General features: G+C 59.6%; 28 protein-coding genes. 12 read left to right on the top strand and 16 right to left on the bottom strand.

The window, feature by feature from the left end; translation table 11 throughout:
• Window positions 1-88 precede the first annotated feature (88 nt).
• The 5 genes from AC3IUE_RS13190 to AC3IUE_RS13170 form a co-directional block, all read right to left on the bottom strand.
• Window positions 89-1,492 carry an LLM class flavin-dependent oxidoreductase gene (locus tag AC3IUE_RS13190; RefSeq protein ID WP_489267937.1) on the bottom strand — a complete coding sequence of 468 codons (1,404 nt, stop codon included), beginning with the start codon at window positions 1,490-1,492 and terminating at the stop codon, window positions 89-91.
• A complete protein-coding gene (locus tag AC3IUE_RS13185) occupies window positions 1,492-1,929 on the bottom strand; it encodes an acyl-CoA dehydrogenase (RefSeq protein WP_489267935.1) in 438 nt (145 codons plus the stop codon). The genes AC3IUE_RS13190 and AC3IUE_RS13185 overlap by 1 nt, the downstream gene beginning before the upstream one ends.
• Before the next feature lie 10 nt (window positions 1,930-1,939).
• Complete coding sequence (locus tag AC3IUE_RS13180) at window positions 1,940-3,142, bottom strand: SfnB family sulfur acquisition oxidoreductase (protein WP_489267933.1); 1,203 nt, start codon at window positions 3,140-3,142, stop codon at window positions 1,940-1,942.
• Window positions 3,143-3,416: 274 nt separating this feature from the next.
• Window positions 3,417-3,743 carry a hypothetical protein gene (locus tag AC3IUE_RS13175; protein WP_489267931.1) on the bottom strand — a complete coding sequence of 109 codons (327 nt, stop codon included), beginning with the start codon at window positions 3,741-3,743 and terminating at the stop codon, window positions 3,417-3,419.
• Between the two features lie 155 nt (window positions 3,744-3,898).
• Complete coding sequence (locus tag AC3IUE_RS13170; protein WP_489267929.1) at window positions 3,899-4,462, bottom strand: helix-turn-helix domain-containing protein; 564 nt, start codon at window positions 4,460-4,462, stop codon at window positions 3,899-3,901.
• On the opposite strand from AC3IUE_RS13170, the gene AC3IUE_RS13165 reads away from it, so the two are divergent.
• The 7 genes from AC3IUE_RS13165 to AC3IUE_RS13135 all read left to right on the top strand — a co-directional run bounded on the left by AC3IUE_RS13165 (window position 4,457) and on the right by AC3IUE_RS13135 (window position 11,815).
• The gene (locus tag AC3IUE_RS13165; protein WP_489267927.1) at window positions 4,457-5,482 is read left to right on the top strand and encodes a DMT family transporter; all 1,026 of its coding nucleotides are present in this window, start codon (window positions 4,457-4,459) and stop codon (window positions 5,480-5,482) included. The genes AC3IUE_RS13170 and AC3IUE_RS13165 overlap by 6 nt on opposite strands.
• A gap of 272 nt (window positions 5,483-5,754) precedes the next feature.
• Window positions 5,755-8,673 (top strand): monovalent cation/H+ antiporter subunit A, encoded by a 2,919-nt coding sequence (locus AC3IUE_RS13160; protein ID WP_489267925.1) that lies wholly within the window; start codon window positions 5,755-5,757, stop codon window positions 8,671-8,673.
• Window positions 8,673-9,017 (top strand): Na+/H+ antiporter subunit C, encoded by a 345-nt coding sequence (locus AC3IUE_RS13155; protein ID WP_007986256.1) that lies wholly within the window; start codon window positions 8,673-8,675, stop codon window positions 9,015-9,017. The genes AC3IUE_RS13160 and AC3IUE_RS13155 overlap by 1 nt, the downstream gene beginning before the upstream one ends.
• Window positions 9,014-10,696: a monovalent cation/H+ antiporter subunit D gene (locus AC3IUE_RS13150; protein WP_056744899.1), complete on the top strand. Its 1,683-nt coding sequence runs from the start codon at window positions 9,014-9,016 to the stop codon at window positions 10,694-10,696. The genes AC3IUE_RS13155 and AC3IUE_RS13150 overlap by 4 nt, the downstream gene beginning before the upstream one ends.
• The gene (locus AC3IUE_RS13145) at window positions 10,693-11,181 is read left to right on the top strand and encodes a Na+/H+ antiporter subunit E (protein WP_489267922.1); all 489 of its coding nucleotides are present in this window, start codon (window positions 10,693-10,695) and stop codon (window positions 11,179-11,181) included. Before AC3IUE_RS13150 ends, AC3IUE_RS13145 begins: the two co-directional genes overlap by 4 nt.
• Complete coding sequence (locus AC3IUE_RS13140) at window positions 11,178-11,456, top strand: K+/H+ antiporter subunit F (RefSeq protein WP_008151692.1); 279 nt, start codon at window positions 11,178-11,180, stop codon at window positions 11,454-11,456. The genes AC3IUE_RS13145 and AC3IUE_RS13140 overlap by 4 nt, the downstream gene beginning before the upstream one ends.
• Window positions 11,453-11,815, top strand: coding sequence for a Na+/H+ antiporter subunit G (locus AC3IUE_RS13135; protein WP_056744902.1), 363 nt, complete (start codon window positions 11,453-11,455; stop codon window positions 11,813-11,815). The genes AC3IUE_RS13140 and AC3IUE_RS13135 overlap by 4 nt, the downstream gene beginning before the upstream one ends.
• A 125-nt stretch (window positions 11,816-11,940) precedes the next feature.
• Here AC3IUE_RS13135 and AC3IUE_RS13130 read toward each other — a convergent pair whose 3' ends face one another.
• Window positions 11,941-12,378, bottom strand: coding sequence for a DUF3995 domain-containing protein (locus AC3IUE_RS13130; RefSeq protein WP_489267919.1), 438 nt, complete (start codon window positions 12,376-12,378; stop codon window positions 11,941-11,943).
• 95 nt (window positions 12,379-12,473) lie between these two features.
• Here AC3IUE_RS13130 and AC3IUE_RS13125 point away from each other — a divergent pair, with 95 nt between their 5' ends.
• The gene (locus AC3IUE_RS13125) at window positions 12,474-12,860 is read left to right on the top strand and encodes a DUF2946 domain-containing protein (protein ID WP_489267917.1); all 387 of its coding nucleotides are present in this window, start codon (window positions 12,474-12,476) and stop codon (window positions 12,858-12,860) included.
• A gap of 89 nt (window positions 12,861-12,949) precedes the next feature.
• Window positions 12,950-15,082, top strand: coding sequence for a TonB-dependent receptor (locus AC3IUE_RS13120; RefSeq protein ID WP_489267915.1), 2,133 nt, complete (start codon window positions 12,950-12,952; stop codon window positions 15,080-15,082).
• 101 nt (window positions 15,083-15,183) lie between these two features.
• Here the strand turns inward: AC3IUE_RS13120 and AC3IUE_RS13115 are convergent, their stop codons facing one another.
• The 3 genes from AC3IUE_RS13115 to AC3IUE_RS13105 form a co-directional block, all read right to left on the bottom strand.
• Window positions 15,184-16,200, bottom strand: coding sequence for an ABC transporter substrate-binding protein (locus AC3IUE_RS13115; protein WP_056744909.1), 1,017 nt, complete (start codon window positions 16,198-16,200; stop codon window positions 15,184-15,186).
• 118 nt (window positions 16,201-16,318) lie between these two features.
• Window positions 16,319-16,522 (bottom strand): hypothetical protein, encoded by a 204-nt coding sequence (locus tag AC3IUE_RS13110; protein ID WP_489267913.1) that lies wholly within the window; start codon window positions 16,520-16,522, stop codon window positions 16,319-16,321.
• The gene (locus AC3IUE_RS13105) at window positions 16,522-16,992 is read right to left on the bottom strand and encodes a hypothetical protein (RefSeq protein ID WP_008151679.1); all 471 of its coding nucleotides are present in this window, start codon (window positions 16,990-16,992) and stop codon (window positions 16,522-16,524) included. Before AC3IUE_RS13105 ends, AC3IUE_RS13110 begins: the two co-directional genes overlap by 1 nt.
• A 413-nt stretch (window positions 16,993-17,405) precedes the next feature.
• Between AC3IUE_RS13105 and AC3IUE_RS13100 the strand changes: the two genes are divergently transcribed.
• From AC3IUE_RS13100 to AC3IUE_RS13090, 3 genes are all read left to right on the top strand, one after another.
• Window positions 17,406-17,654: a hypothetical protein gene (locus AC3IUE_RS13100; RefSeq protein WP_489268814.1), complete on the top strand. Its 249-nt coding sequence runs from the start codon at window positions 17,406-17,408 to the stop codon at window positions 17,652-17,654.
• A 156-nt stretch (window positions 17,655-17,810) separates the two neighbouring features.
• Entirely contained in the window at window positions 17,811-18,041 is a 231-nt protein-coding gene (locus AC3IUE_RS13095) for a hypothetical protein (RefSeq protein ID WP_461997903.1), read from the top strand.
• A 131-nt stretch (window positions 18,042-18,172) separates the two neighbouring features.
• Window positions 18,173-18,412: a DUF2789 domain-containing protein gene (locus AC3IUE_RS13090; RefSeq protein WP_008151672.1), complete on the top strand. Its 240-nt coding sequence runs from the start codon at window positions 18,173-18,175 to the stop codon at window positions 18,410-18,412.
• Here the strand turns inward: AC3IUE_RS13090 and AC3IUE_RS13085 are convergent.
• The 7 genes from AC3IUE_RS13085 to AC3IUE_RS13055 all read right to left on the bottom strand — a co-directional run bounded on the left by AC3IUE_RS13085 (window position 18,409) and on the right by AC3IUE_RS13055 (window position 26,947).
• The gene (locus tag AC3IUE_RS13085; RefSeq protein WP_046048115.1) at window positions 18,409-18,624 is read right to left on the bottom strand and encodes a hypothetical protein; all 216 of its coding nucleotides are present in this window, start codon (window positions 18,622-18,624) and stop codon (window positions 18,409-18,411) included. The genes AC3IUE_RS13090 and AC3IUE_RS13085 overlap by 4 nt on opposite strands.
• 933 nt (window positions 18,625-19,557) lie before the next feature.
• Window positions 19,558-21,162: a methyl-accepting chemotaxis protein gene (locus tag AC3IUE_RS13080; RefSeq protein WP_489268811.1), complete on the bottom strand. Its 1,605-nt coding sequence runs from the start codon at window positions 21,160-21,162 to the stop codon at window positions 19,558-19,560.
• Between the two features lie 200 nt (window positions 21,163-21,362).
• The gene (locus AC3IUE_RS13075; protein WP_007907888.1) at window positions 21,363-21,767 is read right to left on the bottom strand and encodes a TraR/DksA family transcriptional regulator; all 405 of its coding nucleotides are present in this window, start codon (window positions 21,765-21,767) and stop codon (window positions 21,363-21,365) included.
• Between the two features lie 328 nt (window positions 21,768-22,095).
• Window positions 22,096-23,118 (bottom strand): ABC transporter permease, encoded by a 1,023-nt coding sequence (locus AC3IUE_RS13070; protein WP_489267910.1) that lies wholly within the window; start codon window positions 23,116-23,118, stop codon window positions 22,096-22,098.
• A 57-nt stretch (window positions 23,119-23,175) separates the two neighbouring features.
• On the bottom strand, window positions 23,176-24,741 hold the full coding sequence (locus AC3IUE_RS13065) for a sugar ABC transporter ATP-binding protein (RefSeq protein ID WP_462005065.1): 1,566 nt from the start codon (window positions 24,739-24,741) through the stop codon (window positions 23,176-23,178).
• 70 nt (window positions 24,742-24,811) lie between these two features.
• The gene (locus AC3IUE_RS13060) at window positions 24,812-25,738 is read right to left on the bottom strand and encodes a sugar ABC transporter substrate-binding protein (RefSeq protein ID WP_489267907.1); all 927 of its coding nucleotides are present in this window, start codon (window positions 25,736-25,738) and stop codon (window positions 24,812-24,814) included.
• 156 nt (window positions 25,739-25,894) lie between these two features.
• Window positions 25,895-26,947, bottom strand: coding sequence for a Gfo/Idh/MocA family protein (locus AC3IUE_RS13055; protein ID WP_489267905.1), 1,053 nt, complete (start codon window positions 26,945-26,947; stop codon window positions 25,895-25,897).
• Between the last annotated feature and the right edge of the window lie 16 nt (window positions 26,948-26,963).

Here is a 26,963-nt window from a genome sequence, read left to right as displayed (position 1 = left end):
GGTCTAATAGGCAACATCGATGTTGGATGTGCTGGCCTCATCGCGAGCAAGCTCGCTCCCACAGGGATTTTTGTTGTGCTGAAGTTGTTTAGGCAGACACTAACTTCTTTTCCTGCTGCCGCAACGCCGCCAGGTCTCGATAACCCGCGCCCGGATGAATATCCGGCAATCGCGGCCCTTCACCGAACAACTTCTCGCGCAAGGTCCCCGGCGCGTATTCGGTTTTGTAGACCCCACGCTTCTGCAACTCCGGCACCAGCAATTCCACGGCGTCGATGAAGGTTTCGTGAGTCAATGCATAGGCCAGGTTAAAGCCGTCCACATCGGTCTCCTCGACCCACTCCTGCAGCAAATCGGCGACGGTCTCGGGACTGCCGACAAACAACGGACCAAAACCGCCGATGCCCACCCAGTCAGCCAATTCGTTAGGCGTCCAGACCTTGTTCGGGTCTGCCGTGGAGAACGCTTCCACCGCCGATTGAATCGCGTTGGTGTGCACGTGTTTGAGCGGTTCATCCGGTTTGAACTGGCTGAAATCGATCCCGGTCCAGCCAGAGATCAACGCCATCGCGCCTTCATAACTGACCCAGGTTTTGTATTCCTCAAACTTGGCTTTGGCCTTGGCGTCGGTCTCGCCGAGGATCACGGTTTGCAGGTTGAAGATCAGAATTTTCGACGGATCGCGTCCGGCGTCGGCAGCCCGACGACGGATGTCGGCAACGGTTTTCTTCAGCAGCACTTTCGACGGCGCAGCGACGAACACGCACTCGGCATGCTCGGCCGCGAATTGCTTGCCGCGACTGGATGCGCCAGCCTGATAGAGAACCGGTGTGCGTTGCGGCGAGGGTTCGCAAAGATGAATGCCCGGCACCTGGAAGTGCTTACCGACGTGCTGGATTTCATGGATTTTGCTCGGGTCGCTGAAAATCCGCCGCTCGCGATCCCGCAGAATCGCGCCCTCTTCCCAACTGCCTTCCCAGAGTTTGTAGCAAACCTCCAAATACTCTTCGGCGAAGTCGTAACGGGCGTCGTGTTCGGTCTGGTTTTTCTGGCCGAGGTTCTTCGCACCGCTTTCCAGATAAGAGGTGACGATGTTCCAGCCGGCGCGGCCCTTGGTCAGATGGTCGAGCGTCGACAGGCGCCGGGCGAACGGATACGGGTGTTCGAACGACAACGAAGCGGTCAGGCCGAAACCCAGGTGCTCGGTGACCAGCGCCATCGGCGGAATCAATTGCAGCGGATCGTTGACCGGCACCTGCGCCGCCTGACGGATCGCCGCGTCACCATTGCCGTTGTAAACGTCGTAGATGCCCAGCACGTCGGCGATGAACAAACCGTCGAACTTGCCGCGTTCGAGGATTTTCGCCAGATCGGTCCAGTACTCCAGATCCTTGTACTGCCAGGAGCGATCTCGCGGATGCGCCCACAACCCCGGCGACTGGTGACCAACGCAGTTCATGTCAAAGGCGTTGAGACGAATTTCTCGGCCCATCAAACAGCACTCCTGAAGCTTGGGGGATGGATGCCGTTGAGGCGGAAGTTGCCGATGAGGTGGAGTTTCCGGCGCAGTGGGTCATGCAGTGATCCGGGCAACACCGTGCGTTGGCCGGTGAGTTCGAATTCAGCGTTGCTGACGGCATTTAAAGCATCCGCGCTGGCCAGCTGCGACTCGGCGATGGCGACGCTGATTTCCGTGTCGTCATCCACGCTGTTCAGAAAGTCTTCGGCGCGTTCGAGCAGCGCGGCGGCGACTTCAATGCGGATGTGCAAATCGCCGAAGCGGCTGATGACGTAAGGATCATCCGTGGTTTGGGCCTGCTGCCGGACGAAACGCAACGTCGCATCAAGCAAGCTGCGGGCGTTGTGCAAATCATGCTGACTTTTGGCCAAGGGCTGCCCGGCAACAATCGGTTGAGTCAAAGCGTTCATGGTGGGCTCCTCAGTTCCAGGCGTGGCGCGCAGGCTTCACGCCGTTGAGCAGGTAGTTGCCGATCAGGTGGTATTTCCAGCGTGCCGGATCGTGCAGGGTGTGCGTCCGGGCGTTGCGCCAGTGGCGGTCGAGGTTGTACTTGCCGAGCACCGAGCGGGTGCCGGCCAGTTCGAAGAGTTTGCTGCTGGCAAGCAAGGCGATCTCGGCCGACAGCACTTTGGCCTGGGCAACCACCACCGAAGCGCGGGCCACCGTGTCTTCGTTGGGATTGAGCAAGGCATGGTCAATGGCGCGACCGGCCTTTTTGAGGATCGCTTCGGTGCCGTGGACCCGCCATTCGAGGTCGCCGATGGCGGCGATGCTGAACGGGTCCTGCCAGCCGTGATCGTTACCGCTGTCGATCCACGGGCGGGATTCGCGGGCGTAACGCTTGGTTTCCTCCAGCGCACCCACGGCGATCCCGGTGTCCACAGCGGCCTGGATGATTTGTGAAATCGGGCCATCGGCCGTGGGTTCATCGAATGCCTTGTGGGCCGGGATTACCGCGGTCAAAGGCACTTTCACGGCGTTGAGTGTCACGCCGCCGCTGGCCGTGGTGCGCTGGCCGAAACCGTCCCAGCTGTCGATAACGGTCAAGCCGGGAGTGTCGCGTTCGATGAAGGCGATGAAGGCTTTGTTCTCTTCATTAACCGCCACCGCTGGCACGATGTGCGCGAACAAGGCGCCGGTGCAGTAGAACTTTTCGCCGTCGATCTGCGCGGTGTCTTTATCGAAACGGATTCGGGTTTCGAAGGCACCGGCATTTTTGCTTTTGGATTCGGAGAAAGCGTTGCCGAATCGGTAGCCCTGCAGGACTTTGCCGAAGTAGTAACGCTTCTGCTCTTCGGTGGCGGTTTGCAGCAGGATGTCGAGTACGCCGAGGTGGTTTTGCGGGATCTGGCCGAGGGATGAGTCGGCTGCGGAAATGATCTTGATCACCTCAGCGACGGTCACGTAGGAAACGCCGGCGCCGCCGTATGCCTTGGGAACGGTAATGCCCCAGAGGCCGCTGGCGGAAAACTCGTCGAGCTCGGCGACCGGCAGGCGTCGCTCGCGGTCCCGCGCGCTGGCTTCGATGGCAAAGCGTGCGGCGAGCTTGTGGGCCACGGCGATGGCTTCGGCGTCCGAGCGGATGACGTGGGCGGTGCGAGGGGGTTGGGTTGAGGCTGTCATGGGCCGACTCCTTGATTCCGGGTGGGTACCCGAGACCTCCTTCACAAGTCGTGCCAGGATATTTATTCTTTATTATTCAGATAGTTACGATAAAACACCTGCATTATCCGATAATAATATGCAACAAACTGTCGTTTACCTGTTGCTTGAGCAACAGCCTATAAAGGAAATACTCAGCGCTCTGGTTTACAGAGCGCTGAGCACTCATCGGAACCACAATCAAAATTAATTTCTTAGGCCCCTCTGCTTAAAGACAGGGAGGCTTAAACCGACCTCAAGCCAAGTGAATTTCATAATTAATTGATATGGATGGGATTGGGTTACCCGTGGCTCCCGGATAGAAAATGTATTGAAATGGTACCGGCCCCTGACCGGAGTGGTTCAGGAAGGCAACTTTTGGTACCAACACTTCTATCTCTTTATCGTCCGGCTCCGGAAGATAAATGGAGACAACAACTTTGCCGTTAATGAGAATTTCAATTTCGTCATTAGAATGCGGATCAGTCCGAGGAGGAATAATGGCTGTCCCCCCATTTTCGACTGCCGACATCGTGATCACCCCATTGATAGCTTCTTTAATTTTAAGCGGGTCCAATTCCATTGCCTGATTCCTTCTAGTAGACGTTCGAAAGAAGCGCTATCAGCAAAAAGTTTGCACAGTTGAAGCGCTGAACGTTATTGAGAGCTCAATGACGCTTGACGTCTACTGTCAGAAATAACAGGTATCTCAACGTTTCCGATGAGCGGTATCAGCGGCTAGATCACCACATTTCGCACAAACCGCGCCGCCACCGGCCCATCGTTACGATAGGCGTGGGGCTGGTTGCTGGCGAACATGTAGAACTCGCCGGCAGCGATCTCATGGGGTGTATCGCCCAGCATCAGGGTCAGGCAGCCTTCGAATACATAGATCTGCTCACTCCAACCCTCAGCATCCGGTTGCGACGGGTAAATTTCCCCCGGCTGCAGGCACCACTCCCATTGCTCCACCTCACGGGTGGCGGTGGCTTTGGACAGTAAAACGGCTTTGCTGCCAGGAATTGTCCCGGCCCAGGCCACTTCGTTGATACGACTCGGATCGCGTGCATCCGGGGCCTGGATCAGGTCGCTGAATGCGACGTTCAGCGCTTCGGCCACACGGTCGAGGGTGGTCAGGCTGACGTTCTTTTCGCCAGCCTCGATCGCCACCAGCATTCGGCGGCTGACCCCGGATTTTTCCGCCAGCGCCGCCTGGCTCATGTCGGCGGCGTGGCGCAAGCGTCGAACGTTCTGGCTAACGTGCTGAAGGACCGAAGTCCGTTGCGTGGAATCTTTGTGCACTATATTGCTCACTTGGTGGGGTTGGGCAGTATACTGCGCAACATTCGGCGCATTGTGCGTCCCCCTCAGGTAGCGCGCAAGGTCATGACGTCGGTGAATACCCCTCACACTTCCTCCCGTTTCTCGCGGTTCAGCAAGGCCGAGTGCGTGCTGGTGCTGATCACCATGGTTTGGGGCGGCACCTTCTTGCTGGTGCAACATGCGATGACCGTCAGCGGGCCGATGTTCTTCGTCGGCCTGCGTTTTGCCGCGGCGGCGATCATTGTCGCGCTGTTTTCCTGGCGTCACCTGCGGGAGCTGACCCTGTTCGAATTGAAGGCTGGGGCCTTTATCGGCGTGGCGATCATGCTGGGTTACGGATTGCAGACCGTCGGGTTGCAGAGCATTCCCAGCAGTCAGTCGGCGTTTATTACCGCGTTGTACGTGCCCTTCGTGCCGTTGCTGCAATGGCTGGTTCTGGGGCGGCGTCCGGGGTTGATGCCGAGCATCGGGATCATGTTGGCGTTTACCGGGCTAATGCTGCTGTCGGGACCTGCCGGCGCTTCGTTCAATTTCAGCCCGGGCGAAATCGCCACGTTGATCAGCGCCGTGGCGATTGCGGCGGAGATCATTCTGATCAGCACGTATGCCGGCCAGGTCGACGTGCGACGGGTGACGGTGGTGCAATTGGCAGTCACCTCGGTGCTGGCGTTCTTGATGGTGGTGCCGACTCAGGAAAGGATTCCGGACTTCTCCTGGCTGCTGTTATGCAGCGCGTTGGGCTTGGGCGCGGCCAGTGCGGCGATTCAAGTGGCGATGAACTGGGCGCAGAAGAGCGTTTCGCCGACGCGGGCGACGTTGATTTATGCCGGTGAGCCGGTGTGGGCCGGGATTGTCGGAAGGATTGCCGGGGAGCGGTTGCCGGCGATTGCACTGGTGGGTGCGGGATTGATTGTGGCGGCGGTGATTGTCAGTGAGTTGAAGACCAAGGGTAGGTCTGCTGCGTCTGCGGAAGAGTTGGAGAGGGAAATTCAAGGTTAAGCCGTGAAATTTTCGGCGCTTGATAAATAGCTATCGCGAGCAAGCTCGCTCCCACATTAGGTCTTTGGTGTACACATAACCTATGTACACCACGATTCACTGTGGGAGCGAGCTTGCTCGCGATGGGGCCAGGCCTGCTGAATACAGGTTTTGGAAACAATGTGAATCAGGAATTTTCCGTCTACCTTGTAGGATTCTGCGACAGCTTGGCGTTTGGTGATCCGGGAGCTGGCACGTATGATGCTTCACAAACTTCCGCAGATTAGAAGCCTATGTCCCTGATAGTTCTACTGCTTCTGCCTTTTATCGGCAGCTGTCTGGCAGCCTTGCTGCCGCACAACGCGCGTAACACCGAATCTTTGTTGGCGGGTCTGGTTGCCTTGATAGGCACTGTTCAGGTCGCCCTGCTGTACCCGCAAATCGCCGATGGCGGCGTGATCCGCGAAGAATTTTTCTGGTTGCCCAGCCTTGGCCTGAACTTCGTCCTGCGCATGGACGGCTTCGCCTGGCTGTTCTCGATGCTGGTGCTGGGCATCGGCACGCTGGTTTCGCTGTACGCCCGCTACTACATGTCGCCGGACGATCCGGTGCCGCGGTTCTTCGCGTTTTTCCTGGCGTTCATGGGCGCCATGCTCGGGCTGGTGATCTCCGGCAACCTGATCCAGATCGTGTTTTTCTGGGAGCTGACCAGCCTCTTTTCATTCCTGTTGATCGGCTACTGGCACCACCGCGCCGATGCGCGACGCGGTGCTTATATGGCGCTGATGGTCACCGGTGCAGGCGGTTTGTGTCTGCTGGCGGGGGTCATGCTGCTCGGCCATGTGGTCGGCAGCTATGACCTGGACAAGGTCCTGGCCGCCGGCGATCTGATTCGCGCGCACGCCCTCTACCCTATTCTGCTGCCCCTGATCCTGATCGGCGCCCTGAGCAAAAGCGCACAGTTCCCCTTCCACTTCTGGCTGCCCCACGCGATGGCGGCGCCGACACCGGTTTCTGCCTATCTGCACTCGGCGACCATGGTCAAGGCCGGGGTGTTTCTCCTCGCACGACTGTGGCCGTCGCTGTCCGGCAGCGAAGAATGGTTCTACATCGTCAGCGGCGCCGGCGCCTGCACCCTGTTGCTCGGCGCGTACTGCGCGATGTTCCAGAACGACCTCAAGGGTTTGCTGGCCTACTCGACCATCAGCCACCTCGGTCTGATCACCCTGCTGCTAGGCCTGAACAGTCCGCTGGCCGCCGTGGCCGCGGTGTTTCACATTCTCAACCACGCCACGTTCAAGGCTTCGCTGTTCATGGCCGCCGGGATCATCGACCACGAAAGCGGCACCCGCGACATTCGCAAGCTCAGCGGCCTGATCAAGCTGATCCCGTTCACCGCCACCCTGGCCATGGTCGCCAGCGCTTCCATGGCCGGTGTGCCGCTGCTCAACGGCTTCCTCTCCAAAGAGATGTTCTTCGCCGAAACCGTGTTCATCAATGCCACGGCCTGGATCGAGATGACGCTGCCCATCGTCGCGACCATCGCCGGGACCTTCAGCGTCGCCTACTCGCTGCGCTTTACCGTCGACGTGTTCTTCGGCCCGACCGCCACCGACCTGCCGCACACCCCGCACGAACCGCCCCGCTGGATGCGCGCGCCGGTGGAGTTGTTGGTTTTCGCCTGCCTGGTCGTGGGGATTTTCCCGGCGCAGGTGGTCGGCCCGTTGCTGGCCGCGGCTGCCCTGCCGGTGGTGGGCGGTACCTTGCCCGAATACAGCCTGGCGATCTGGCACGGCTGGAACGCGCCGATGATCATGAGCGTGATCGCCATGTCCTGCGGCATCGTGCTCTATCTGCTGTTGCGCAATCAGCTCAAACAGGGGCGTTTCAAGTACCCGCCGATCATTGGCCGGTTCAACGGCAAGCGCCTGTTCGAACGCAGCCTGGTGATCATGATGCGCCTGGCCCGTCGTCTCGAGCGGCGGATCAGCACCAAGCGCCTGCAAACCCAATTGTTCCTCGTTGTACTCGCGGCCGTGTTGGCCGGGTTGATCCCGATGCTCCACAGCAGCCTGAGCTGGGGCGACCGGCCGAAGATTCCGGGGTCGATCGTGTTCGTGATCCTCTGGCTGCTGGCGATTGCCTGCGCGCTCGGCGCAGCGTGGCAGGCCAAGTATCACCGGCTCGCGGCCCTGACCATGGTCAGCGTCTGCGGCCTGATGACCTGCATCACCTTCGTCTGGTTCTCGGCGCCGGACCTGGCCTTGACGCAACTGGCGGTCGAAGTGGTGACCACGGTGTTGATCCTCCTCGGTCTGCGCTGGCTACCTCGACGGATCGAAGAGGTGTCGCCGTTGCCGAGCACCCTGCGCAAGGCACGCATCCGCCGTATCCGCGACTTGCTGCTGTCGACCGTGGTCGGTGGCGGCATGGCATTGCTGGCCTACGCGATGCTGACGCGCCAGACGCCGAACGACATTTCCTCGTTCTACCTCAGCCGTGCCCTGCCCGAAGGCGGCGGCAGCAACGTGGTCAACGTGATGCTGGTGGACTTCCGCGGCTTCGACACCCTCGGTGAAATCACCGTGCTGGTGGCTGTGGCTTTGACCGTATTCGCCCTGCTGCGACGCTTCCGTCCGCCAAAAGAAAGCCTGCAGTTGCCGGCCCAGCAGCGTCTGCTGGCACCGGACGTGGTGACTGATCTGGTCAACCCGCGTCACGCCAGCGACACCGCGCTCGGTTTCATGATGGTGCCGGCGGTGCTGGTTCGTCTGCTGCTGCCGATCGCCTTTGTGGTGTCGGTCTACCTGTTCATGCGCGGCCACAATCAACCGGGCGGCGGTTTTGTCGCGGGTCTGGTGATGTCCGTAGCGTTCATCCTGCAATACATGGTCGCCGGCACCCAGTGGGTCGAAGCGCAAATGAGCCTGCGACCGCTGCGCTGGATGGGCACCGGCCTGCTGTTTGCCACGGTGACCGGGCTCGGGGCGATGGCCGTCGGGTATCCGTTCTTGACTACCCACACCTGGCATTTCGAACTGCCGGTGTTCGGCGACATTCACATCGCCAGTGCGCTGTTCTTCGACATTGGCGTGTACGCCGTGGTGGTCGGTTCGACCCTGTTGATCCTCACCGCCCTCGCTCACCAATCGGTTCGGGGTCACAAAACCGCTGCCCTGCCCAGATCCGTCGCCACGCAAGGAACCGTCTGATGGAAGAAGTCATCGCAATCGCCATCGGCGTGCTGGCCGCGTCGGGCGTCTGGCTGATCCTGCGGCCACGGACGTTTCAGGTGGTGATGGGCCTGTGCCTGCTGTCCTACGGCGTCAATCTGTTCATCTTCAGCATGGGCAGCCTGTTTATCGGCAAGGAGCCGATCATCAAGGACGGCGTGCCGCAGGACCTGTTGCACTACACCGACCCGCTGCCGCAAGCGCTGGTGCTGACCGCCATCGTGATCAGCTTCGCCATGACCGCGCTGTTTCTGGTGGTGCTGCTGGCTTCCCGGGGCCTGACCGGTACCGACCACGTGGATGGCCGGGAGCCTAAAGAATGAATCTGATGCCGCACCTGATCGCTGCACCGATTCTGCTGCCGCTGCTGACCGCCGCCGTGATGCTGATGCTGGGGGAGAAACACCGTCCGCTGAAGGCCAAGATCAACCTGTTCTCCAGTCTGGTGGGGCTGGGCATTGCCGTGCTGTTGCTGCAATGGACTCAGGAAACGGGCGTCCCCGGCTCCATCGGCGTGTACCTGCCGGGCAACTGGCAGGTGCCGTTCGGTCTAGTGCTGGTGGTCGATCGACTGTCGGCGCTGATGCTGGTGCTGACCGGGATCATCGGCGTCAGCGCCCTGCTGTTCGCCATGGCCCGTTGGGACGGCGCCGGTTCGAGTTTCCACGCGCTGTTCCAGATTCAGATGATGGGCCTGTACGGCGCGTTCCTGACGGCGGACCTGTTCAACCTGTTTGTGTTTTTTGAAGTGTTGCTGGCGGCCTCTTATGGCCTGATGCTCCACGGTTCGGGTCGGTCGCGGGTGTCGGCGGGGCTGCATTACATCTCGATCAACCTGCTGGCCTCGTCGCTGTTCCTGATCGGCGCGGCGCTAATCTACGGCGTCACCGGCACCCTGAACATGGCCGACCTGGCGCTGAAAATCCCGCTGGTACCGGAAGCCGATCGCGGCCTGCTGCATGCCGGCGCGGGGATTCTGGCCGTGGCGTTCCTGGCCAAGGCCGGGATGTGGCCGCTGAACTTCTGGCTGGTGCCGGCCTATTCCGCGGCGAGTGCGCCGGTGGCGGCAATGTTCGCGATCATGACCAAGGTCGGCGTCTACACCTTGCTGCGTTTGTGGACCTTGCTGTTCTCGGGTCAGGCCGGCGCCTCGGCGTACTTTGGCGGCGACTGGCTGATTTACGGCGGCATGGCGACCATCGTCTGCGCCGCCGTGGCGATTCTAGCCGCACAACGACTGGAGCGCCTGGCCAGCCTGAGTATTCTGGTATCGGCCGGGATTCTGCTGTCGGCCATCGGTTTCGCCCAGCCCAACCTGATCGGCGCGGCACTGTTCTATCTGGTCAGCTCGACCCTGGCATTGAGCGCGTTGTTCCTGTTGGCCGAGTTGATCGAGCGTTCGCGTTCGGCCAATGAAATGCCGTTATTCGATGACGGCGATCTGCCGCGACCGATGGAATCCTTGCAGCCGCCCAAAGGCATCAACCTCGATGACGAGCAGAAAGCCGTGGTCGGACAGGTGATTCCCTGGACCAAGGCGTTCCTCGGGTTGAGCTTCATTGCCTGCTCACTGCTGATCATCGGCATGCCGCCGCTCTCGGGATTCATTGGCAAACTCGGCTTGCTCAGCGCCCTGCTCAATCCGCTGGGCCTGGGCAATGGCGCCGATGAGCCGGTTTCTAACGCGGCGTGGGGCTTGCTGGCGTTGCTGATCCTTTCCGGGCTGGCGTCGTTGATTGCCTTCTCGCGCTTGGGCATCCAGCGGTTCTGGACGCCTGAGGAGCGGCCGTCGCCGTTGCTGCGACGCTTCGAATGCGTACCGATCATCGCGCTGCTGGGCTTGAGCATTGCGCTGACCTTCAAGGCCGAGCCGCTGCTGCTCTACACCCAGGCAGCCGCCCAAGCCTTGAACAACCCGCAGCAATACGTGATGGCGGTGCTCGGTACCCGTGCGGTTCCAAGCCCGGAAGCCAAAGCCGCGGTAGCGGAGGTCACACCATGAAGCGTCTGTTTCCTGCTCCTTGGTTGTCGCTGGCACTGTGGTTGCTGTGGCTGGTGCTGAACCTGTCGATGAGCCCCGGCAATCTGCTGCTGGGCGCGGTGCTGGGGTTCTGCGCGCCGTTGATGATGCGCAAGCTGCGGCCACTGCCGATCCGCATTCGTCGGCCGGGCGTGATTGTGCGTTTGTTCTTTCTTGTCGGTCGCGACGTGGTGGTGTCCAACCTCGCCGTGGCCTGGAGCGTGCTCAACGCCGGTCGCCGTCCACCGCGCTCGCGCTTCATCAAGGTGCCGCTGGATTTGCGTGACGCCAACGGCCTGGCCGCGTTGTCGATGATCTGCACGGTGATTCCCGGCACGGTCTGGTCGGAACTGGCGCTGGACCGCAGTATTTTGTTGCTGCACGTCTTCGATCTGGATGACGAAGCGCTGTTCATCCAGCACTTCAAGGCGACCTACGAGCGCCCCTTGATGGAGATCTTCGAATGAGCGCCTTGCTGTCGAACGCGATCCTGCTGAGCCTGTTCATCTTTTCCCTGGCGATGATTCTGACCCTGATCCGGCTGTTCAAGGGGCCGTCGGCCCAGGACCGGGTTCTGGCACTGGATTACCTGTACATCATCGCGATGCTGATGATGCTGGCGCTGGGCATTCGTTATGCCAGTGACACTTACTTCGAGGCGGCGCTGCTGATTGCGCTGTTCGGTTTCGTCGGCTCGTTTGCCCTGGCGAAATTCCTGCTGCGTGGCGAGGTGATCGAATGAGCGCTGAACTGTCTCTGTGGATTGAAATTCCGGTGGCGATCCTGCTGGTGATCAGCAGTCTGTTTGCGCTGATCGGCGCGGTTGGACTGGTGCGAATGAAGGACTACTTCCAGCGCATGCACCCGCCGGCGCTGGCGTCGACCTTGGGCGCCTGGTGCGTGGCGCTGGCTTCGATCATTTACTTTTCGGCACTCAAGTCCGGGCCGGTGTTGCATGCCTGGCTGATTCCGATTCTGTTGTCGATTACGGTGCCGGTGACCACGCTGTTGCTGGCGCGGGCAGCGCTGTTTCGCAAGCGCATGGCGGGGGATGATGTGCCGGCTGAGGTGAGTAGTCGGCGCACGGAGAGCGGGAGTTAAGTTTGAGTTTTTGTGTTGATTGGCAGGGCCTCATCGCGAGCAAGCTCGCTCCCACAGGGATCGGGTGAACACTGAAGATCCAATGTGGGAGCGAGCTTGCTCGCGATAGCGATGTACCGGTCGACTCAGATCCAGGCGACTGCCAACAACCCCGCCCCCAACACCACACACAACGGCGAATACGCCCAGGTGTCGAGCCGGGCAAACTTCGAATCCTTCACCTGTTTGAAGAACCCCATCAGATGCGAATCGCCGATCGCCCGGGCGAACATCAGCATCGCAATCGCGCTGATCACCCATTGCAGCGACCAGTGATGCACCGTCGGCAGATACAGCCCCACTCGCAAGCACACCAGCATCGCAATCAGCAGCAACCCGACCGCCACCAGCAACGTCGCAAAGCCTGAAGGCTTGAAGGCCGGCCTGGGTTCTGCGCCGTCCTCCGCGGATATTCGCGGGACCGCCGCCTCGCTACCCAACTTGCCACCTGCCGCCCAGTACAGGTGGATCAGGCTGATCAACAGGAAGATGGCAGCCATCCATTGCGCGATCAATAGGCTCATGTTCGGACTTCCAGCGTGAAATGTCGCAGCAGGATGAACTTACTTGAACGATTTTGTAAGGGTATTCGTCATCGGCGATGATAAAGTGCCGCTCCATGAAACTCGCCCGAACTGACCGCACATTGATGGCCTGGATGCTTTATTGCTGCGTCCTGTTCAACGTGTTCGCCTGCAGTATCGGTCACGGGCAAATGGTCGGGATGCAGCTCAACGGCATCGGCGGCCAGTTCTGTACCGTCGACCCGACCAGCCAGTTGCCGGCCTCGTCGAACACCTCCGACGACAAACTGCCGACCCTGTCCAAGGCCTTCGGCTGCCCGTTGTGCTCCACCGGCGGCATGGGCCCGGCGCTCAACTCCAGCCTGACCCTGGCAATCCTCCCGCAGCAACACAGTCCGCCCTTGGCCGTCGTCGCCAACGCTGACCTCCCTGCCCGCTTCACCTGGCCCTCGGCCAATCCTCGTGCTCCGCCTGTCGCCTGAATTTCTTCGTCTTTTCCGATCAGCCCACTTCGCCAACGCGTGGCGTTGGCGTGTGCGCTGTTTCCTAGTCAAGCATTCAGGACTCATCGATGAAACGCATTCCTTTACTGGCAAGCCTGTTCGGCTGCCTGTCTGTAAACGCTTGGGCGCAATCCACAATCGACCTCGCGCCCACCACCATTGACGGCGAAGCGGCGGCCGAGCCGGGGCTGAGTCTGGATCAGTCCAGCGGCATGGCGTCGCGGCTTGGCCTGAGCGTGCGCGAAACCCCCGCCTCGGTAGCCGTGGCCAACCGCAACGACATCGAGCGCCACGGTGCGCAGAACTTCCAGGACGCTGCCAACACCCTACCGGGCGTCAACGCCAGCGCACCACCGGGTTTCGGTGGGTTCGTCTCCTACCGCGGTTTCACCAGCAGCCAGATCACCCAGATGTTCAACGGCATCAATGTCTCCGGCGGCCTCGCCCGGCCGGTAGACGCCTGGATCTATGATCGAGTGGAACTGGTCGGCGGCCCGTCATCGCTGATCAATGGTGCTGGCTCGGTGGGCGGTTCGCTGAACTACGTGACCAAACTGGCGACTCGCGAAGAGCAAGCCGTCGAAGGCCGGGTCAGCTACGGCAGTTACGACACCACCGAGACCGCATTCGGCCTCAACCACGCCCTGAGCGATGCCAGCGCGGACGTGCAGCACTACGCGCGGCTCGATGTCAGCCACAACACCGGCAACGGCTACATCGACCGTCAGGAGCGTGATGCGTGGAGCGTGGCGTTCTCGCTGCTCAGTGACCTGACGCCCAACCTGTCTCACACCCTGGCCCTGGAATATCAGGATGAACACGAAGACAGCCCTTACTGGGGCACGCCGGTGCTCAACCCCAAGGCCGGCGAATTGAAGATCGACAAGCACAACCGCTTCAACAACTACAACGTCGAGGATGGCCGCTACGAGCAGCGCACGATCTGGGTGCGCTCGATCATCGACTACCGGATCAACGACAGCACCACCCTGCACAACACCCTCTACCACCTCGACAGTCAGCGCGATTACCGCAACCTGGAAACCTACCAGTACAACGCCGACAACAGTGCGGTGAATCGCTCCACGGCGTATCAGGTCCGGCATCAGGGCGAGCAGAACGGCAACCAGTTCGAACTGCGCCACGACAACACGTTGTTCGGGCTGGACACGACCTGGTCCGGCGGCTTCGAGTACAAGGTCAACCAGACCACCAACTCACCACTGAACGTCAAAGGTGCCAGCACCGTCGACCCGAATCACCTCCAACCGGGTCACTTCTACGACATCCCGGGCACCAAACCGGGGGTTGTCAGCGACAAGACCAACGAAGTCACCACCAAAGCCCTGTTCGCCGAGAACCTTTTGGCCCTCACTGACAAACTCGCGCTGCTGACCGGCCTGCGTTATGACGACATCGACCTGGACGTGACTAACCACCGGGAAGTGACCGCCAGCAATCCCCGGCACCTCAAGCGCAGCTGGGAGCCGGTGACCGGCCGGGTCGGCCTGACTTACCAATTCATTCCCGAAGCCAACGTCTACGTGCAATACAGCACCGCCGCCGAACAGCCCAACGGCACGCAAGACTTCGACGTGTCCACCGGCAAGCAATGGGAAGTCGGCAGTAAATTCGACTATCTGGACGGCCGCGGCTCGGCGACAGTGGCGGCTTACACGATCGAGCGAAAGGACTTCGCAGTGACCGATCCACTGGATCCGACCAGCAGCATTCCCGTGGGTCAGCAGACGTCCAAAGGGATCGAACTGGCCAGTTCGTTCAGGATCACCGATAAGCTATTGGCCGAAGGCAACTTCGCCTGGGTCGATGCGCAGTACGACGAATTCAACGAGAAGAATGCGGCGGGTGTGGTGGTTTCACGCAAAGGCAACACACCGACCAACGTGCCGGACCGGGTCGGCAATCTGTGGCTGACCTATGACTTCGCGCCGCAATGGCAGGGCGGTGTCGACGCGCGGTATGTGGCTTCGGTGTTTGCCGACAGCGCCAACACCCTGACCGTGCCGTCGTACACGCTCTACGGAACATTCCTCAGCTACAAGGTCGATCAACACACCACCGTCACCGGCCGGGTGCGCAACCTGACCAATGAGGTGTATGCCGAATTTGCCCATGTGTCACCGGCGTACTACCTCGGTACGCCGCGTACCTTCGAGTTGGCGGTGCAGACCCGATTCTAAAAGCAAAAACAAAAGCATCGCGAGCAAGCTCGCTCCCACAGTTGATCGCGTACTCCTGTGGGAGCGGGCTTGCTCGCGAAGGCGGCATCAGACTCACTGCATCACTTCAACTCGGCAGAGACTTTATCCGCCACTTCCTTGGGCACCCAGGCCTGCCACACGTCCGGGTGCGCCTTCATGAACGCCTGCGCCGCCTGCCGTGGCGGAGTGTGCTTTTCGCTCATCTCGGCCAGCGCCCTGTTCAATGGATCGATTGGCAAGTCGACCTTGGTGAAGAACTCGGCAATCTGCGGATATTGCTTCTGGAATGGCGCGGACACGCCAATGGACAGCTTCGAGGGCAGTGAGCGAGTCGGTTTCGGATTCGGGTTGTCGGCGTCGGTCAGGGTTTTCCAGGCATCGGCGTCGAACGGCGGCTCTTCCAGCTGAACCAGTTTGAAGCGGCCGAGCAACGGAGTTGGCGACCAGTAATAGAACAGCACCGGTTTGCCGCGCCGAATCGAAGAACTGATCTCCGCATCCAGCGCTGCGCCGGAACCGCTGCGGAAATTCACATAGCTGTCATCCAGCCCATACGCCTTGAGTTTCTGTTTGTTGACCACTTCCGACGTCCAGCCGATCGGGCTATTGAGGAAGCGCCCCTTGCCCGGGGTTTCCGGATCGCTGAACACGCCCTTGTATTTCGGCAGGTCGCTGACACTGCGCAGGCCCGGTGCCAGCGGCTTGATGCCTTTCGCCGGGTCGCCCTTGATCACGTATTCGGGCACCCACCAACCTTCGGTGGCGCCCTTGACCGTATCGCCGAGACTCGCGACTTTGCCTTCAGCCTCAGCCTTGACCCAGACCGGACTGCGACCGGCCCACTCTTCGCCAATGACCTGAATGTCATTGTTGGCCAGTGCGGTCTCCAGGGTGATGGTCGTCCCCGGCAAGGTATCGGTCGGCAGCCCGTAGCCCTTCTCGACGATGATCCGCAGGATATCGGTGATCAGGCTGCCGCTTTCCCAGTTCAGGTCGGCGAAGTGGATCGGCGCCTGGGCCGCGAACACCGGAATGGGTGAAGCCAACAATCCGAAAGTGGCCAGGGTAGCGGCCAGCAACCGTCGAAATCCGTTCATGCTTTTGCACCTCGTGCTGTTCACAGCAATAGCAGGATGGCCTGGCAGAAGACCGCAAAGCCTCTGAATACTCAGTCATCTGACTGTAGTAGAGGTTCCTGCTTTCGAGGGAGGTCAATCAGTTTTCGGAAGGTTCCTGCAAGCGCGCCAGCGCTCTTCGTACCATGCTGGCGTATTCCGCCGGACGCAACGTATAGATCTGTGACGCCACCCAACCCAGCCATGCACCTTGCAAAACAACCTTCTGGTCGAACATCCGCTGGGCTTCGGCTTGCGCACTGGCCTGGTTCTGTTCGTGGAAGTCGGCGCGGGTCAGGGTCATTATTCGCTGGCCTTGAAGGTGACCAGTTCGCCTTTGCGCCACTTGGCCGCCTTGGCGGTCACGGCTTTCAGGGTTTTGGTCAGGCCTTCCTGCAACTGTTGGTGGGCGGCGAACACCATCACCACGCTATGCCCTTCCTTGAACACGATCCCGTGACCATCAGCAGTGGTGACGAAGGCGTAATCACCCAGGCCGTAAACCGTCAGTTTGATTTCGCGGAACTTGATGTCCAGCTTGCCGCCTTCGCGACTGGGCAATACAGAGGCGCTGAAATGATCGCCGACCTTGAGTTTAAGCCCTGGTTTGTCATCAACCACCAGCGCCTCTTCGGTGTCGATCTCGGCAATGTAAATGCCTTCAGCGTTCTGTTCGGTGATGTAAACAAAACGTGACTGGAACTGTTTAACCAGCTTTGCGCGCAAATCACCCAGCACGAACAAAGCATGCATATCGAGATTACTTACTGCCAAGGAAACATCCCCACATCTGAAAATGATGCTGCACGCAGGAAAACAGCGCACAGCAGAAAAAAGCGGCAATGCCGAAGGTGTAGCCAAATGACCCGGGTTGAAATCCTGAAACGAGCAGAGCGCTCATTCATCGCGAGGTTTGAGAAGACTACTGGAACAACACTCACGTCGTCTTGCCTGGTGTTCGTCAGAGGTTGAAGGAAAAAGCCCTTCCGACGGCCAGAAAAACGGGACTACCAACTTTAGGGAAAAAACTCTTTAAAAAAAGCACTTTTCCGACATATCGCCAGCAAAAAATTGCTTTAGATGAACATCGATCGCCAAACACTGACGGTGATTCTAGAGCAGCGATGCTCATCGAGACTACCCAAAACCACGTACGCACGTCGGTAAAACTACGAAAAGGACTTCATATGTGCACGCTGACACATTTTGCTCACCCTCAGGCGCCCAATACGAACCGCTCGAGGACACTGCCCCCAGGGATGTTTCAACCGCATGAATACTACCCTGAAGAGCTCGCCCGGCCACGCTTTCAGGTCATTCTGGCCGGCAATGCCTTTTTTCATATCAAGGAAATTTCCACCGGCTGCGTCAGAGGTTTCCGCGGCAATCATAACGAAGCCTGCGCCCTTGCCCGCTCGCTCGAGTTACGCGGTTGACGGTCCCGCCCGTTCATTTCCATAGACGCTTCGTCATGCCGGCGACTTAACTCAGCCGCCAGCATGCAACTACTGCCATACTGCCCGACCAATGAAATCCGTCCCCAGGGTGGGCGGCGTTCAAAACAACAGAATATTTCAAGGGAAGGCGGCTACGTGACGGAATTTGATATCGGTGAATTTTTTATCCGGGGCGAAGCCAGAGAAGTCGAAGGCGAATTCCAGGCAGTCATTATCATGCGCGCCAAACCACCGCTGACCGCCGTGACGTATCACCAGGTCGAGAAGGATCGCTGGTTCAAGACCTCGGACGTTGCCGCCGTTGCCGCCCAGGAGGCCGCCAAGGCGCTGAAGGTTGCGGTCGATGAAGGGGCATTGAAAGCCTGATAGTCGGTTTGCAGTCTATGCTCATTTTTGCTTACGAACATCGCCATCGAACTCCTGAAGCGCGGCTCTCTCAGATGTATTGAAGCCGCCCCTCAGATCTCGCACTCGACGCGACCCGCAAGGAGATGAACATGGATTCACCTACGCACGACTTGAAAGGTTTGTTCGACCAACTCGGTCTGGACTCCAGCGAGAAGGCCATCGACGATTTCATTGCCAGTCATTCGCCCTTGGCTGACAACAAAAAACTCATCGATGCCGAGTTCTGGACCCCGCAACAAGCAGGCTTCCTGAAAGAACAATTGCGTGAAGACGCCGATTGGGCGCGGGTGGTCGACGACCTGAACCTGCGTATGCATCAGATCCACTAGCCTCTGATTCCATGCAGGCTGTCGGGTGTTTCGGCGTTCAGTTGCGCCAACCAGGCAGCCCTGCACTCCTGCGCCTCTTCGCGACTTGAGAATGCCGTTCCGCGGCGTTCGCCATTGAGCAGCACCACCCAACAGACGCTCTTCCCCAGCGAACGCAAACTGGCAGGCACACCGCTGCCTATCATGACGGCGACATCGACTTTACTTTGCATGCTGACCTCTCGAGCTTCATTAGCAACCTAACTATGTAGGCATGGTAATGAGTTCATCCTCTGGGAAACAGCAATGCAACTGAACAGCTTTGTTGTTGGACCGGTAACAATGGTTGGTCTATCAACGTAGTACTTTTTACTTAAGCTCGGTGTTTCCGGGTGCACACATGCGTAGCTAGGGTTTTTTTGGATCAAGAGCGAGGCGGCCGAGCTGTGTTTTGTTTTATGTGTGCATATCCGTTTCTGCGGTCACGGCGGCTATCGGTTTCGCTTTTACAGCGAGTCACTTGGAAAAGCGCCAAGTAACCAAGCGCTCTTGCCCCTTTCGTTCGGTGCCTCGCCTAGGCTCGGCATGCCCTCGCTCCGGTCCTGCTCCGTGGGCCCGCCGCCATCGGCCATCCATGGCCGGGGGCGGCTAACCCGGCATCCATGCCGGGTTGCCCACTGCGCAGAACCTCCACTCGGCCTCTCGAGGGGGCGGTGCATCAAGATCAAAGGCTGCAGGCGAGCTAACGCTCGGCCTGTTGAGTGGTGAGGAGCGTGCGTATACCCCTTCCCTCGGTAGGAGCTGTCGAGTGAAACGAGGCTGCGATCTTTTGATCTTGCTGTGGCTGTGGCTGTAGCTGTGGCTGTGGCTTTTGATCTACTGCCCCTTTCCCAGAGGCCGAACGCAGGTATTGCGCAGGGGGCACCGCGGCAAGGATGCCGCGGTAGCCGCCCCCGGCCATGGATGGCCGATGGCGGCGGGCCCCCGGAGCAATGCCGGAGTAAGGGCATGCCGAGCCTAAGCGAGGCACCGAATGGAGGGGCAAGAGCCCTTGGTTACTTGGGGCTTTTCCAAGTGACTCGCTGTAAAAGCGAAACCGCCAGCAGCCATCACCGCAGAAACGGATATGTACCCCAACAACCCTAAGTGAACAGCATCACGGTCTATCAACGAGGGCTTTCCGGCTTGTAACCCAATCGCAGACCACCCCAATGCCGGCCCTTGAGCATGATGGGCACCGAAAGGTCGTGCATCAGCTCACCGGTGTCGCGGGTGTAGGTTTGCAACAGTACGGCCTGCTGGTGACTGCCGCAGCGGATCCCGGTGCGGTCGGCGAACTTGCGTTTGGTGCGGTTCTGCAAGGTATCGACCTGCGCATCACCGGTCAGTGGTTGGCTGAAGACCTTGTTGTGGGTCGGCACATAGCCCTGCTGCGTACAGGCGATGGCGAACACCAGGCCTTCATGACGCGGCAACAAGGGTTCCTGGATCAATGGCAAGACCTGATCGGCGTAGCGATCGAAGCGAGTCTGGTATTTCGCCGGGCTGGTGTTAGGAATGGTTTGGTAATTGCGGTCAAACAGGTCATCGAGGCTCACGCGGCCCTCGTCGATATCCGCTTCAAAACGCGCTGCGATCTGACTCGCGCCTTCGCGGGCCAGGTCATAGATCCGCTGGTGATAGTCATCCAGCCCGACTTCGGCGAGGCGTTCGCTGATGGTTTCGGCCTGACCTTCCATTTGCACCGCGGCCTGGGCCAGGCGCTGGGTCTGTTGGTCGCTGATCGCCAGGTCGCTGCGCATCTGTTCGATGGCGTGAAACAGGCTGTCGAGTTGTTCGCGATTGGTGTCGGCGCCCCTGGCTATTTCCCCGACCTGGCTTTCGACACCGGCAGCCAGACGCGCAATGTTCTCCAGATGCTGACCGGTGTGCTCGACCTGCTCGACACCGATGTCGAGGTCGCTGGACAGTTGACGGATCTGCTCCACCACTTGCGCGGTGCGTTGCTGAATATCAGCGACCATTTCCCCGACTTCGCCAGTGGCCGTCGCCGTGCGCGCGGCCAGACCGCGAACCTCATCGGCCACCACCGCAAATCCACGACCATGTTCGCCGGCCCGCGCCGCCTCGATCGCCGCGTTCAATGCCAGCAGATTGGTCTGGCTGGCGATGGACTGGATCACCAGGGTGACCCGTTGGATATCGTCACTGCGCAGGCTCAGGGCTTCGATCAGTTCACGGCTGTTACTGGCGCGTTGACTGAGTTGATGCATACGGGCGATGGACTCGATCAGTTCCGTACGCCCTGCCGCGCTGCTCCTATGAGCCTCGCTGGCCGCACTGAGGGCTTCCCGGCTGAGTGTCGAGGTGGCTTGTTCGGTCGCGATCATCACTTCGGCGTTGCTGACAATCTGCGCCGCGGCACCGAGCTGCGATTGCAGTTTGTCGGCCAGTTGCTTGACCGAAAAGGCCACACCGGCGGCAGACAACGCATTATGACTGGTGGTGTAGGAAAGATCGCGAGTCAACTCGGCAATCGCGCTGGCGCTGTCGACGGGGGGTGCCTCAGGGATGGCGCGCGTGCGCAAGCGAGGTAGCCAGATCACCAGCACCGCCAATGGCAGGCCAAGGTAAAGCGACCAGCCGCCCAGCGTCATGCCGCACAACAAGAGCATCAGGGCGATGCTTTGCAGGGTCGGCGTCAGCCAAAGGTTTTTCGGCAAAAGTACGGGTGCAGACACTGCTGCAACCACAGATCCGTCACGCGTCATCTTCGTCATCCCCCGAGTCATTCTAATTGTTGTATCGGCATTAAACGCCACTACAAGGCCATTATCTATGGTCCATTAGTAGTGGGCCTTGCAGCAGATCAATAGAAGTGCGCGGGTTTTTCGCAGACGAAAAAAAGCATCGCGGGCAAGCCTTGCTCCTACAGGAGTGAGGCTTGCCCGCGATGCGGGGCGTTACGAAATCAGGCCTGACGCTGGTGCTTGTCGATCTGTTCGTGACGCTCTTGAGCTTCGATGCAGTACTTGGTGGTCGGGCTGATCAGCAGGCGTTTCAGGCCAATGGCCTCGCCGCTGTCGTCGCACCAGCCAAAGCTGTCTTCCTTGATGCGTTCCAGAGCCTGTTCCAACTGAGGCAGCATGCGCTGGTCACGATCGATCGCGTTTACCAGCCAGGTGCGCTCTTCTTCAACAGAAGCAGCGTCGGCCGGATCGGCCGGGGTGTCCAGGCTTTCGATGGCGATGCGGTTCTGTTCGATGCGCTCATGGGTTTCGACTTTCATGTTCTGCAACAGCTCAGAGAAAAAAGCATGTTGCTCGGCATTCATGTAGTCATCCGCCGGCATGGCCAGCAACTTGTCCTTTGTCATTGATATCTCTATAAAAAAACGTGCATTAAGGCGAATTAGGGAGCGTTCCGGCGGACCTGGGTTGGCCATCGGAACGGCGCCGTGTAATTCCAAGCGCCACCCGGCACTCAATTTACGAGGGGCGGCAGTCTAAGGCCGACTTGAGGCCTCAGCAACTGAAAAGACAGCGAATTTGTCCGACAAAGCCCTGAAAGTGCTCGATGGCAGTCTTTTCGGTGGTTATCGGAGTGCGTTTATAGCAAGAAATTCAATCGTGCGGCTGTATATAGAAGACAAATGGCTGCGCCACGCGGGTCAGGCGTGGCGCATTGGCTGCTTTATCTGAGGCTCAGCGCTTGAGTTTGCGCTTGTTGCGGTACTGATCGATGACCACTGCGACCACGATGATCAGGCCTTTTATGATGTCCTGAATGTAGGCATCGACGCCGACAAAGGTGAAGCCGCTGGCCATGACCCCGAGGATCAGTGCGCCGATGACCGTGCCGGTGATGCGCCCTACTCCGCCGGCCAGACTGGTGCCGCCGATCACGGCCGCGGCAATCGCGTCCAGCTCATAAGACATGCCCATCCCGGCCTGCCCGGTCGCGGCCCGTGCCGACGCCACCACACCCGCCAGGCCTGCCAGCAACCCGGCGATGCTGTAGACGATCACCAGATGCCGCTTGACGTTGATCCCCGAGGTACGCGCCGCCTGCATGTTGCCGCCGATGGCGTAGGTGTACTTGCCGTACTTGGTGTAACGCAGGGCGATGTGAAAGATCACCGCGACCACCAGGAAAATGATCACCGGCATCGCGCCGTGTCCGATCGCCGTGTAGGAATCCGAGAGCATGCTCACCGGTTGGCCTTCGGTGTAGTAACGCGCGAGACCACGAGCAGAAACCATCATGCCGAGGGTGGCAATGAACGGCGGGATACCGGTAACGGCAATGATGCTGCCGTTGATCGCCCCCGCCAGCAGTCCCACCCCGAGCCCGGCAATCACCGGAATCCACACTGGCAAGTCAGTCAGCGACGGGAACACCGCCCGAGCGAAGTCCGAGGTCTGGGCCAGACTGGCAGCGATCATCGCCGACAGCGCCAGCACCGAGCCGGAGGACAGGTCGATACCGGTGGTGATGATGACCTGGGTCACGCCGATCGCCAGCAGTCCGATGATCGACACCTGCAGAATCATCAGCACCAGACGCTGGGAGTTCATCAGGAAGCTCTGGTCGCGCACGATCCAGCCAAACACTTCAAAGACCAGGCCGATGCCAATCAGCACCAGGAAAATACTCAATTCGGTCGGAAAGCGCCGGCGACTCTTGACCGGTGCCGTTGCTGGCTTGTTTTCCAGTATCGCGTTCATAAACACTCACCCTTCTATCGCGTCGCCGACGCTGGCCACAACCAGCGCCGGCATCCATTAGTGAACCGCGGACATGCCCGAGGCCAATTGCATCACTCGTTCCTGGGTCGCTTCGCTGCGGTCGAGGGTGCCCATCAGGTCACCCTCGTGCATGACCATCACCCGGTCGCTCATGCCGAGCACTTCCGGCAGTTCCGAGGAAATCATGATCACCGCCATGCCTTCGCTGGCGAGGTAGGAGATGAGCCGGTAGATCTCGGCCTTGGCGCCGACGTCAATACCACGGGTCGGCTCGTCGAGAATCAGGATCCGTGGATTGGTCATCAGCCAGCGCGCCAGCAAGGCTTTCTGCTGATTACCGCCGGACAAGGTGTCGATGCACTGCTCCAGCGACGGGGTTTTGACCCGCAGCTTTTTGCACATGTCTTCGCACAAGGCTCGCAGGGCTTTTTGCTGGATGAAACCGTGGCCGGCGTAATGCGGCAACACCGCCATTTCCATGTTCTCCAGCACCGACAGGCACGGGAACAGGCCGCTGAGCTTGCGATCCTCGGTCAGTAACGCGAAGCCCTTCTCGATCGCCATGTGCGGATCGCTGATGCGCACCACTTCGCCGTCGAGACGAATTTCGCCACCGTCGCTTGGGGTAATGCCGAAAATCGCTTCGGCGACGTTGGTCCGTCCCGAGCCCATCAACCCGGCGATGCCGAGGATCTCGCCGGCGTGCAGGTCGAAGGAAACATCCTTGAAAATGCCGTCCAGTTTAAGGTCGCGCACCGACAGCAGCAGATCGCCGATCGGCTGTTCACGCACCGGAAACAACTGGCTCAGTTCGCGGCCGACCATCATCGAAATCAGGCTGTCGCCGTCCATGCTGTCGGCCCGCTGTAGGCCGATGTAAGCGCCGTCACGGAACACCGCCACTTCATCGGCGATGCTGAACACTTCGTTCATTTTGTGGGTGATGTAGATGATGCCTTTGCCCTGACTCTTGAGGTCGGCAATGATCGAGAACAGATGCGCAACTTCCTTGTCGGTGATGGCCGAGGTCGGTTCATCCATGATCAAAATGTCGGAATCGTAGGACACGGCTTTGGCGATCTCGACCATCTGCCGTTCGGCGATGCTCAGGTTGCCGACCTGCTCTTCCGGATCGAGGTTGATCCGCAGGCGTTCCAGCAGTTTCGCCGTGCAGCGATGCATTTCACGGTGGTCGATCATGTGGAAACCGTTGAGCTGCTCACGGCCGATCCAGATGTTCTCGGCGATGCTCATGTGCGGCATCAGGTTGAGTTCCTGGTGGATCATCGCGATCCCGGCCTGCAGCGCAGCCAATGGCGTTTCGAAAACCACCGGTTTGCCCCTCAGGCGCAGTTCACCGGCGTCCGGCTGGTAGATGCCGGCAATGATTTTCATCAGGGTGGATTTGCCCGCGCCGTTTTCGCCCATCAGGGCCAGCACGGAACCGGGGCGTACCCGAAGCTGCACATCGGACAAGGCCACCACACCGGGAAATCCCTTGCTGACGTTGATGATCTCCAGCAGGTACGGCTCATCGACAGGTGTTGCAGTTGGCTGGATACCCACCAACGGGGTGCTCGAAGCAGTCGCTGAAGCGAACATGATCAGGTACTCCATCAGCAAGGTCGCGGTCGCAACCTTGCGTGTTTATTGTTGTTATTGAACGGACGGGCTATTTGAACGTGTCGACGTTTTGCAGTGTAATCAAGCGATACGGCACCCACACGGCCGGCTCGACCGGCTCGTTTTTGGCCATTTTCACTGCCGTCTCGATCGAACCGTCGGCCTGCCCCTTGGCGTCCTGGAACACCGAGACGACCAGGGAGCCCTTCTTCACCGCGTTCAAACCGTCAGGCGTACCGTCAACACCGGCGATCAGAATACTGCCCTTTTCCACTCCGGCCTGTTGCAGGGCCATCGCGGCGCCAATGGCCATCTCGTCGTTGTTGGAGACGACCGCGTCGAACTTGCGGCCCTGGGTCAGCCAGTCGTTGACCAGGGTCATGCCCTTGTCCCGCGACCAGATGCCGGTTTGCTCTTGCTCGATCTTGATGTTCGGGTACTTGGCCAGCACCTCTTTCACGCCCTTGGTACGGTTGGTGGTGGAGTTGTTCGCGAGGTCGCCCAGCAGAATCACGATATCGCCCTTTCCGCCCATTTTGTCGGCCAGGTATTGCATTTGCATTTGACCAGCCTCCAGGTCGTTGGAGGCGACAGTGACCACGCCTTTGGGCAGGTTCAGGTCATCGGGGCGGCGGTTGACGTAGACCAGCGGGATGCCGGCCTTAACGGCGGCTTCAGTGATTTTCTTGGTGGCGGCGGTATCCACCGGGTTGACCACGATGGCATCGACCTTCTGGCTGATGAAGTTTTCGACCTGACTCAACTGCTTGACCACGTCGCTGCGCGCGTCTTCGAACTGCAGCTTGACGCCATCGGGATAGGACTTGGCTTTGGTGTCCATGGACTCACGCAGGTAGGTCAGCCAGGTGTCATCGAATTGGGACATGCTGACGCCGATCTTCATATCGGCGAGCGCCGCACCACTGGCGAACATCAGGGACAAGGCAAGTGAGGCGAAGCGGATCTTGGTCTTCATGAAAAGTCTTTCTCCACATTCTTGTTGGTTTTATGGATGAGGCGTGACGATTTCAGTAAGCAGGCAAGCGGGAAAAGGCTTGAAACAGGTTGCGAGGCAGGTCGCTGAAAATGACTTTATTAGAAAATAATTTCTATATCAACTCATTTTAGAATTTTATTCTGATTTTATTCCATGGCTCTTGAACGGGCTCAATTCCACCACTTGATGCCGCTCGGCGCTCAGTCGTGCAGCGTCTAGCACGCGGGTGGTCGCCAGTGCATCACGGGCGTCCACAGGCAGTGGGCCACCGCTCTGCAATGCGGCTTGCAGCTGTAAATAGAACTGATTCCAGCAACCGCGCTCGGAGGGAACCCGCTCGCGCACTTCGCCCTGTTCGAACCAGCCCCAGCGGCGATGCTCTTCAACGCCCCAGCGTTCACCTTCGGATTTTGGCGAGAGCCCGGCGAGTGCCGATGCTTCTTGCCCGTCCAGGCCATCGACGCTGTAACAGCCTTGGGTGCCGGTCACCCGAAAGCGCGGGCCGGGGGTGTTTTGCAGGCAACTGCCGCCCAGGTGTGAGGTGACGCCACTGGCATGGGTCAGGGCCATAAAGAAGCCGTTATCGAAGACCTGGCCTTTTTTTAGGTAATCCAGTTCGGCGTAGACCCGTGTCACCGGACCGAACAACAGCAACGCCTGATCCACCAGATGGCTACCGAGATCGCGCAGGAAGCCACCGCCACTGCCGTTGTTCACCGCCTGCGGTGAGTAACGCTCGATCCGCGATTCGAAACGGGTGACCTGGCCCAACGCGCCGGACTCGATGAGTTTGCGCACAGTCAGGAAGTCCGAGTCCCAGCGACGGTTCTGATAGACGCTGAGCTGCACGCCCTGGCGCTCGGCCATGGTGATCAGGGTTTGGGCTTGCTGCGCGTCAGCGGCGAACGGTTTGTCGCTGACCACCGCCACACCGTGTTCGATGCCATCGAGCACCAGTGCCGGACGGCCCTTGAGCGGCGTGGACACCACCAGCACATCGATCCCGGCCTCCACCAGTTGGCCGATGCTGTCAAACGCTGGCACCCCGGGGTGCTCGGCCGCCAGCAATTGTCGGCGTTCCGGCGAACGGGTGACCACACCCACGAGCGTCGCCGCCGGCAAACTGCTGATCAGCGGAGCATGGAAAAACCGGCCACCATGGCCGTAACCGACAAGTCCGATACGCATGAAAACATTCTCCTTA

Source organism: Pseudomonas sp. GL_093, assembly GCF_057837605.1.
This window is presented reverse-complemented; position numbering and strand designations above follow the sequence as displayed.

Bases quoted from the DNA above. Each gene is read 5' to 3' on its own strand.
- AC3IUE_RS13190 (WP_489267937.1), bottom strand. From the start codon at position 1,492: ATGGGCCGAGAAATTCGTCTCAACGCCTTTGACATGAACTGCGTTGGT.
- AC3IUE_RS13185 (WP_489267935.1), bottom strand. From the start codon at position 1,929: ATGAACGCTTTGACTCAACCGATTGTTGCCGGGCAGCCCTTGGCCAAA.
- AC3IUE_RS13180 (WP_489267933.1), bottom strand. From the start codon at position 3,142: ATGACAGCCTCAACCCAACCCCCTCGCACCGCCCACGTCATCCGCTCG.
- AC3IUE_RS13175 (WP_489267931.1), bottom strand. From the start codon at position 3,743: ATGGAATTGGACCCGCTTAAAATTAAAGAAGCTATCAATGGGGTGATC.
- AC3IUE_RS13160 (WP_489267925.1), top strand. From the start codon at position 5,755: ATGTCCCTGATAGTTCTACTGCTTCTGCCTTTTATCGGCAGCTGTCTG.
- AC3IUE_RS13155 (WP_007986256.1), top strand. From the start codon at position 8,673: ATGGAAGAAGTCATCGCAATCGCCATCGGCGTGCTGGCCGCGTCGGGC.
- AC3IUE_RS13150 (WP_056744899.1), top strand. From the start codon at position 9,014: ATGAATCTGATGCCGCACCTGATCGCTGCACCGATTCTGCTGCCGCTG.
- AC3IUE_RS13145 (WP_489267922.1), top strand. From the start codon at position 10,693: ATGAAGCGTCTGTTTCCTGCTCCTTGGTTGTCGCTGGCACTGTGGTTG.
- AC3IUE_RS13140 (WP_008151692.1), top strand. From the start codon at position 11,178: ATGAGCGCCTTGCTGTCGAACGCGATCCTGCTGAGCCTGTTCATCTTT.
- AC3IUE_RS13135 (WP_056744902.1), top strand. From the start codon at position 11,453: ATGAGCGCTGAACTGTCTCTGTGGATTGAAATTCCGGTGGCGATCCTG.
- AC3IUE_RS13130 (WP_489267919.1), bottom strand. From the start codon at position 12,378: ATGAGCCTATTGATCGCGCAATGGATGGCTGCCATCTTCCTGTTGATC.
- AC3IUE_RS13125 (WP_489267917.1), top strand. From the start codon at position 12,474: ATGAAACTCGCCCGAACTGACCGCACATTGATGGCCTGGATGCTTTAT.
- AC3IUE_RS13120 (WP_489267915.1), top strand. From the start codon at position 12,950: ATGAAACGCATTCCTTTACTGGCAAGCCTGTTCGGCTGCCTGTCTGTA.
- AC3IUE_RS13115 (WP_056744909.1), bottom strand. From the start codon at position 16,200: ATGAACGGATTTCGACGGTTGCTGGCCGCTACCCTGGCCACTTTCGGA.
- AC3IUE_RS13110 (WP_489267913.1), bottom strand. From the start codon at position 16,522: ATGACCCTGACCCGCGCCGACTTCCACGAACAGAACCAGGCCAGTGCG.
- AC3IUE_RS13100 (WP_489268814.1), top strand. From the start codon at position 17,406: ATGTGCACGCTGACACATTTTGCTCACCCTCAGGCGCCCAATACGAAC.
- AC3IUE_RS13090 (WP_008151672.1), top strand. From the start codon at position 18,173: ATGGATTCACCTACGCACGACTTGAAAGGTTTGTTCGACCAACTCGGT.
- AC3IUE_RS13085 (WP_046048115.1), bottom strand. From the start codon at position 18,624: ATGCAAAGTAAAGTCGATGTCGCCGTCATGATAGGCAGCGGTGTGCCT.
- AC3IUE_RS13080 (WP_489268811.1), bottom strand. From the start codon at position 21,162: ATGACGCGTGACGGATCTGTGGTTGCAGCAGTGTCTGCACCCGTACTT.
- AC3IUE_RS13075 (WP_007907888.1), bottom strand. From the start codon at position 21,767: ATGACAAAGGACAAGTTGCTGGCCATGCCGGCGGATGACTACATGAAT.
- AC3IUE_RS13070 (WP_489267910.1), bottom strand. From the start codon at position 23,118: ATGAACGCGATACTGGAAAACAAGCCAGCAACGGCACCGGTCAAGAGT.
- AC3IUE_RS13065 (WP_462005065.1), bottom strand. From the start codon at position 24,741: ATGTTCGCTTCAGCGACTGCTTCGAGCACCCCGTTGGTGGGTATCCAG.
- AC3IUE_RS13060 (WP_489267907.1), bottom strand. From the start codon at position 25,738: ATGAAGACCAAGATCCGCTTCGCCTCACTTGCCTTGTCCCTGATGTTC.
- AC3IUE_RS13055 (WP_489267905.1), bottom strand. From the start codon at position 26,947: ATGCGTATCGGACTTGTCGGTTACGGCCATGGTGGCCGGTTTTTCCAT.